The sequence below is a fragment of the Wolbachia endosymbiont of Drosophila bocki genome (genome assembly GCF_028982005.1).
Taxonomy (GTDB): Bacteria; Pseudomonadota; Alphaproteobacteria; order Rickettsiales; family Anaplasmataceae; genus Wolbachia; species Wolbachia pipientis.
Window position 1 is genome coordinate 1 of sequence record NZ_JAPQLG010000098.1, and the last position, 6,005, is coordinate 6,005.

Genomic DNA, 6,005 nt, shown 5'->3' on the forward strand with positions numbered 1-6,005 from the left:
TAATTATAGTTAGCCTTTCATAAGTAGCGATGCAACAAAGCCATCCCAGTGTCTGGGCACTGGGATGACAGGGGAAGGAGGCTACTTTCATGACACCATCATAAAGTGAACCAGTGTCAGCTACTCGGATGACAAGAAGAGGGCACTGTGACGCACAATTATCAGTTAATGCGGCATTATAAAAAACGCCAAACTTTTTTCTGTTTTTATGCAAGAAGTCTAGTCCATATATTCCTCCCACTTTTCCGTGACTTTTCTTACTATTTCCTCACTCATTTTAATTTTCTTTCCCCACTCTCGTTTGGTTTCAGGAGGAATTTTGTTTGTCGCATCAAATCCCATTTTACCTCCAAGTCCACTTTCAGGGGAAGCAAAGTCTAAATAATCAATAGGTACACTTTCTATCATGATTGTATCACGCACAGGGTCCATCCTCGTTGACATTGCCCACATTACTTCCTTCCAATCACGTACATTTATATCATTATCAACAACGATAATAAACTTCGTGTATAAAAACTGCTTTAGAAAAGAAAGTATGCCCATAACAATTCTTTTTGCCTGCCCTGGATAGGATTTTTTTATCGACACTATCGCTATTCTATATGAGCAACCTTCCGGTGGCAGATAAAAGTCCACTATCTCTGGAAATTGATTGATAAGAATGGGCACAAAAATTTCATTGAGTGCTTCACCAAGAATCGATGGTTCATCAGGTGGCTTGCCAGTGAAAGTGCTAAGATATATCGGGTTTTTACGCATAGTAATTGCAGTAATATTAAATTCTGGAAATTGCTCAACAGAATTATAGTAGCCAGTGTGATCTCCATATGGTCCCTCATCTTGATATCTATCCAAACTCACATAGCCTTCCAGAACGATTTCCGCGTGAGCTGGCACTTGAAGTGGAATAGTCTTACAATTTACAAGTTCAAGCGGCTTCTTTCGCAGCAGTCCAGCAAATTGGTATTCTGACAATGTTTCTGGCACTGGAGTTACCGCAGCAATAATTGTTGCAGGATCACTACCGATCACAGCAGCAGCAGGAAATTTCATATTTTGTTCCTTCTCTTTCCATCGTTTATGGTGACCTGCTCCTCCACGATGCGCAAGCCAACGCATTAGAGTTGTTTTTTTATCTATGACCTGCATACGATATATTCCAAGATTGAAATTATCTTGTTTGTCTTTCGTAGGTCCTTTTGTCACCACAATCGGCCAGGTGATAAGTGGTGCAGGTTCATTTGGCCAGCATGTTTGAATGGGCAGTAGACTTAGGTCCACTTCATCTCCGGTTAGCACTACCTCTTGACATGGAGCCTTGCTCACGACTTTACTTCGCATCGATAACACGACTTTCAACAAAGGAAACATTTTTATAGCATCCTTAAAGTTTTTTGGCGGCTCAGGTGATTGCAAAAATGCTAAAAGTTTACCAAGATCTCTTAGTTCATCAGGATTTATGTTCAACCCCAATGCAATCCTCTTAATAGTACCAAATAAATTCACCAAAACAGGAATCGAATTTTTACCATTTTCTGTGACAACATTTTCAAAAATGATCGCTGGCCCTTTGTTTGACAAAACCCTACGGTGAATTTCTGTCATTTCAAGAACTGTTGAAACTTTCTCCTTAATTCTAATCAGATTCTTTTTTTCTTCTAAGGCTTTGATGAAGTCGCGTAAGTTGTTGTACATATTCCAGTTTTTAAAATTTTAAGTTTACATTTAGTTTTCAAGCACTTTATTGAAATTTGACCTATGCACTACTTTCCTGCCTAGCGAGCTTTCAGTTAATTTGAGATCAAATCCTCATATTGCTTACTAAGTTTGTATTTCCTTCCTCTATTGGAAAAATCTACAATCTTGATAAACCCCATTTCCACCCACTTTTTACAAAGTTGCGCACTGGTACGAGGCTTAAAATTAAATAGTTCGCCAACCTGACTAGCTGTAATAGCGGAAAACTTCTGGAAGAGCTCAAGAGCTTTGCGTTGTTTAGGATCAAGCTTACGTATAAGATCAGTCTGATCAGCGTGGTATTCTTCTTTATTTATACGTTGTAAAACGTTCTCAAATGAATTTGCCATACCTTCTACGAAATACTCCACCCACTTAGTAATATCTGCTTCAGCTCGTCCCATGTAATAGTTGTGCGATGGACCTATACTGATTGCTTCATAATACGCTCCTAGATTCGACCATTACCGTCATAGTAAGGGTGAATTGTTACAAATTGATAATGCGCAATACCTGCAATAATTGGGCAAGGCACTTGCTCACTGTTACGAATCCAATCAATCATACTGCTCATGAGCTTTGGTACATCCTTTGCTTCAGGTGGCATATAAATTATTGCACGTGTAAGACTATCGCGGATAACATTTTGACCATCACGATAAGGTGTTGATTTTATTTTAGATTTTCCACTTGCTATTACTAGAGCATGTAGTGTTTGAACAGCTTTCTCAGTAATGGGTATTCTCCTTGCTGCCCATTGTTCAACTTGAGTTAAAGCTGCATAATATCCTTTAACCTCATTTTCATCTCTCCTATATTTTGGAAAGTGGCTTTTACCACTTAAAACCTCTTCAATCTGTTTAGGTTCAAGTCGATTTCCTTCAATCATAGTAGAATAGTGTGTGGTATAAAGCCGTGTAGTTTCACGAAGAGACAAAAGCATTGATACAGTGAGCGGCAAATGTAACACTTTTTCTTTTGCTGCTTCAATCCTTATAAGACAACTAGCAATTTTAGAAGTAATCGTATAATTCGGCATCGGCATAATATCTGCATTACATTACTTCTATATTATGCTGATAAAATGCAGATAATACAACATTTACACGACGCCGACCATAAACAGCAATAAATTCGGCTGATTGAGAAAGAAGTTTGTCTTGTAGAATAGCTATTTCTTTTTCTCTGCCAATTATTGGTTCACTCATATGTTTATTCCGCGGAGTTTGTTGAAATTATACACAGCGGAATAAAATTATCAACTTTGTTTTACCGCCGTATTTACAGCGTGGCGGTAAAAGATAGAGCATCTCATAATTGGCTATTCTGGAGGTAGTTTTGTCACTTGCATCACCAAGTCTTCTGATGAACTTTGTGGTAATGTGCTTGAGTTTTATTGTGTAAAGTTTGCATTTGAGGCAAAACTGGTTATAAAATACACTTGATACGAATGTTTTTATATATTAACATTAGATGCTTCTTTTAATATACAGATAAACGTGTACTAAAAGTTTTATGTTGTAGGTTTTTAAATAAATTGTATGTCTAGAATATCGTTTTTATTAATTTTAATAATAGCAATAGCAAGCTTGCCGATAATAAACAATTGGCTTTCAAATCGCAGCCAAATGCTAAGCGATGATTATATAGGTGAGAAATTAGATAGCTATATAAGCAGAAATTTTGATAAGATCGTAAAAACTCTCAAAGAGCAGTCGATTAAAAGTAGTTACGCTGCTCGAGATAATGTAACCAAAAGTAAAATTTCACAATACAAGGATCAAATATTTGACCTTACTTATCCTTACTCCGGAAATGAAAGTAGTAGTGTTATAGCTGTAGGCTTCCTTGACTATTCTTGTGGACATTGCAAAGCTATAAAGAATGATATAAAGCAGTTAATTAACGACGGCAAAATTAAGTATATCTTTAGGGATGCTCCAATACTTGGTAACGCTTCTTTAAAGGCAGCAAAAAGTGCTCTAGCTGTCTATTTTCTCGATAAAGAAAAATATTTCGATTTTCACCATGCTGCTTTAAGTCACAAAGGAGAATTTTCAGACGAAAGCATATTGGATATAGTGAAAAACATGGGGATTGATGAGGACGATTTTAATGATTCCATAAAAGATAACGCGGACAAAATTGAGCAAATGATAAACAACAGTAGGCTTCTAGTAAGAGATTTGGGAGTAGGTGGTACACCTTTTTTAATAATTGGAGATAGCCTGTTTGTAGGAGCAACTGATTTGAATGTATTACGCAAAAAAGTAGATGAATTAAGTCACAAGCAAGGCTAGTTACAGTTTGCCGTAAAATTTTATTTTTTTGCTTGACAACTCAAATGAACCTGAGTATAGTAACTGTGGGTGTGACAGCAGTTTAACTCAGTAGTCTCATCCACTTTCCATAGCGTCATTTACTATGTGAAACGCTTTCAAATTACAACATTTTCTTCAACCAAACTATTTTACTTTCACGGGAAGGTATATGTCATTCACAGAAATTAGATTTCCAGAAAATATATCTTATGGTTCCGCTGGAGGACCGGAATTTTCCACTGACGTTGTAACAACTCATAACGGTTGTGAACAGCGCAACATCAATTGGTCTCATGCACGCACTAGATACAACATAGCTTACGGGGTCAGATCAAACGAGCAGCTACTAGAACTAATAACACTTTTTCATGCACGAAAAGGTAAAGCAATAGGGTTTCGTTTTAAGGATTGGTGGGATTTTATAGCCATCAACCAAGAGATTGGTATAGGAGATAACAAAAAAACGACTTTTTAGCTAATCAAAACTTATGTAAGTGGGGAAGATAAGCATATACGTATGATCAAAAAGCCAGTACATGGGACAGTAAAGATTTATTTAAATGGTAAAGAAGAGAGTGAATATTCAGTAAATTATTCAACTGGAGAAATAACATTTATGAAGCCACCAGTAAAGGATGTGATAATCACTGCGAGCTTTGAATTTGATGTGCCCGTGCGCTTTGATACAGATTACTTAAACGCTTCGATTGATGACTATGGAAGCAATAGCTGGAATAATATCCCCTTGGTGGAAGTGAAATTTTAGTTATAAGCGAGCATAGATCCACATCATAGTAGGGCTACTAGTCACCATCAATTGAAAAAATTAAGCACCACTGAGGCTCTATATTTAAATGAGCCTTAGTATATGCAATTATTTTAAACTTTATCACCAGCTATATACTACAATGTTGCTGAGCTTTGCTAACATTTACACTTGAAGCTTGGGGAGATTCTAACTCAGTGCTTTTTTCTTCCTACAAAATAGAAAGCTTCAACAACTCCTTTAGAGTTGATTTTGCAAGTGTTGTATCATCTTTGTTTAAGATGTAGTCTAGCATGCCGTTTTTCTGTAAGAGATTAACAAAATATCTATCTTCCTCATTAAGAACCTCTATCTTGTTAATACAAGATAATACTAAATCCGAATTCTTTGTTGCTAAAATTCCATTCAAAAAGATATCTAATTTTGTTTTATCTTCAGTTAAGTCTTCAGCTAACCTATTTCTGATATTCTCATTGTCAAACACAATGTACTCGAGGTACGAGGAAGGCTCAATAAGTATAAAGTCCTCTAAAGGCACTAGTTCTGGATAGGTGCCAGCGTAATCAAGTATGCCACACTCAGTAATACACCCTCCTTTTCTTATAACACAGCAATTGAGACGACCATGATACATTGATAACAAAGAAAAAAGACGTATTATACTTGTACCTCTATCTTTCATTTCCTCGAAAAGCTTCCTATCATTTATTAATTTGTGCAAAATGTAATCCATAGCAGGACCTGGTTTGCGGAAATGAAACATATTATTCTCTTCAAAAATGGCCTCAGCTAATTCGATAGATTCTTTATCCTCATCTACGAAAGCTTTTTCATTTCTATTTAACTGTATGATCTCAGCTTTGCTATCTCTGCGTAGACCAGTTCTCCTTATTAACATCTCAAATATTTTTGTATTCATATATATCCTATATTAGTTAAAGTAAATATTAATAATGTTTACTTTTTAAATAAAAATAAATGAAAATTTTAATAAAAATTATATTTTTTTTAATAGAATAAAAATCTTTTATATTTGCTTGAGCACCAAAAGGGCTTTATTGGTGTAATGCGTTTTCTATTGCGCCTGGCTGCAGCGCGTGATGCAACCGGATGGCTTTGTTGCATCGCTAGCTATGATGGATTAAAGATAAAAAAGATGGAGAATATCAGTAGCTTAT

At 36.0% G+C, this 6,005-nt stretch carries 7 protein-coding genes and 1 pseudogene; 2 read left to right on the top strand and 6 right to left on the bottom strand.

All coding sequences use genetic code 11. The annotated features are described in order from the left end of the window. The 5 genes from OZD61_RS02055 to OZD61_RS02075 form a co-directional block, all read right to left on the bottom strand. Positions 1–241: hypothetical protein (locus tag OZD61_RS02055; RefSeq protein ID WP_274979669.1), on the bottom strand; the 241-nt coding region annotated here is incomplete at its 3' end. Further along, positions 220–1,698, bottom strand: a complete 1,479-nt coding sequence (locus OZD61_RS02060) for a UbiD family decarboxylase (protein ID WP_182319895.1) — start codon at positions 1,696–1,698, stop codon at positions 220–222. The genes OZD61_RS02060 and OZD61_RS02055, both read right to left, overlap by 22 nt. A 95-nt stretch (positions 1,699–1,793) precedes the next feature. Then, positions 1,794–2,090, bottom strand: coding sequence for a hypothetical protein (locus tag OZD61_RS02065; protein WP_274979670.1), 297 nt, complete (start codon positions 2,088–2,090; stop codon positions 1,794–1,796). A gap of 101 nt (positions 2,091–2,191) precedes the next feature. Beyond that, entirely contained in the window at positions 2,192–2,779 is a 588-nt protein-coding gene (locus OZD61_RS02070; protein WP_274979671.1) for a Fic family protein, read from the bottom strand. A 16-nt stretch (positions 2,780–2,795) separates the two neighbouring features. Continuing rightward, a complete protein-coding gene (locus tag OZD61_RS02075) occupies positions 2,796–2,948 on the bottom strand; it encodes a hypothetical protein (protein WP_007548541.1) in 153 nt (50 codons plus the stop codon). Between the two features lie 333 nt (positions 2,949–3,281). Here OZD61_RS02075 and OZD61_RS02080 point away from each other — a divergent pair, with 333 nt between their 5' ends. Then, the gene (locus tag OZD61_RS02080; protein ID WP_274979672.1) at positions 3,282–4,040 is read left to right on the top strand and encodes a DsbA family protein; all 759 of its coding nucleotides are present in this window, start codon (positions 3,282–3,284) and stop codon (positions 4,038–4,040) included. A 190-nt stretch (positions 4,041–4,230) separates the two neighbouring features. Next, positions 4,231–4,827, top strand: a pseudogene (locus OZD61_RS02085) (TIGR02217 family protein). 211 nt (positions 4,828–5,038) lie between these two features. Here OZD61_RS02085 and OZD61_RS02090 read toward each other — a convergent pair. Beyond that, positions 5,039–5,746, bottom strand: coding sequence for a hypothetical protein (locus OZD61_RS02090; RefSeq protein WP_274979673.1), 708 nt, complete (start codon positions 5,744–5,746; stop codon positions 5,039–5,041). Positions 5,747–6,005: the final 259 nt, after the last annotated feature.

Bases quoted from the DNA above. Each gene is read 5' to 3' on its own strand.
- OZD61_RS02060 (WP_182319895.1), bottom strand. From the start codon at position 1,698: ATGTACAACAACTTACGCGACTTCATCAAAGCCTTAGAAGAAAAAAAG.
- OZD61_RS02065 (WP_274979670.1), bottom strand. From the start codon at position 2,090: ATGGCAAATTCATTTGAGAACGTTTTACAACGTATAAATAAAGAAGAA.
- OZD61_RS02070 (WP_274979671.1), bottom strand. From the start codon at position 2,779: ATGCCGAATTATACGATTACTTCTAAAATTGCTAGTTGTCTTATAAGG.
- OZD61_RS02075 (WP_007548541.1), bottom strand. From the start codon at position 2,948: ATGAGTGAACCAATAATTGGCAGAGAAAAAGAAATAGCTATTCTACAA.
- OZD61_RS02080 (WP_274979672.1), top strand. From the start codon at position 3,282: ATGTCTAGAATATCGTTTTTATTAATTTTAATAATAGCAATAGCAAGC.
- OZD61_RS02090 (WP_274979673.1), bottom strand. From the start codon at position 5,746: ATGAATACAAAAATATTTGAGATGTTAATAAGGAGAACTGGTCTACGC.